Source organism: Moellerella wisconsensis ATCC 35017 (assembly GCF_001294465.1).
GTDB classification, from domain to species: Bacteria; Pseudomonadota; Gammaproteobacteria; order Enterobacterales; family Enterobacteriaceae; genus Moellerella; species Moellerella wisconsensis.
The window spans coordinates 1-363 of record NZ_LGAA01000057.1 but is presented as its reverse complement, the minus strand read 5'-3'; the positions used below and the strand labels follow the sequence as shown (position 1 = coordinate 363).

At 41.9% G+C, this 363-nt stretch carries 1 pseudogene; it reads right to left on the bottom strand.

Annotated elements, in window-relative coordinates:
• Positions 1 to 248: 248 nt before the first annotated feature.
• A pseudogene (locus M992_RS14365) lies at positions 249 to 363 on the bottom strand (IS6 family transposase); the annotation flags it as partial.

Here is a 363-nt window from a genome sequence, read left to right as displayed (position 1 = left end):
AAAAGCTCAGTAAATCAGTCAGAGGTAGACATAATCAAAGGAGAAAAGTTAAAGCAATATTCTGTAGCTGACGAACTAATAAAATGGGCAAAGCTAAAGGAAGATGGTCACATCTCTGAAGAGGAATTTAACGAGGCCAGAATCAAGCTTTTGAAGCGAAACTGAAAAATGGATCTTTACAACAAGCAATTCGAACGGCACTGTTGCAAAGTTAGCGATGAGGCAGCCTTTTGTCTTATTCAAAGGCCTTACATTTCAAAAACTCTGCTTACCAGGCGCATTTCGCCCAGGGGATCACCATAATAAAATGCTGAGGCCTGGCCTTTGCGTAGTGCACGCATCACCTCAATACCTTTGATGGTG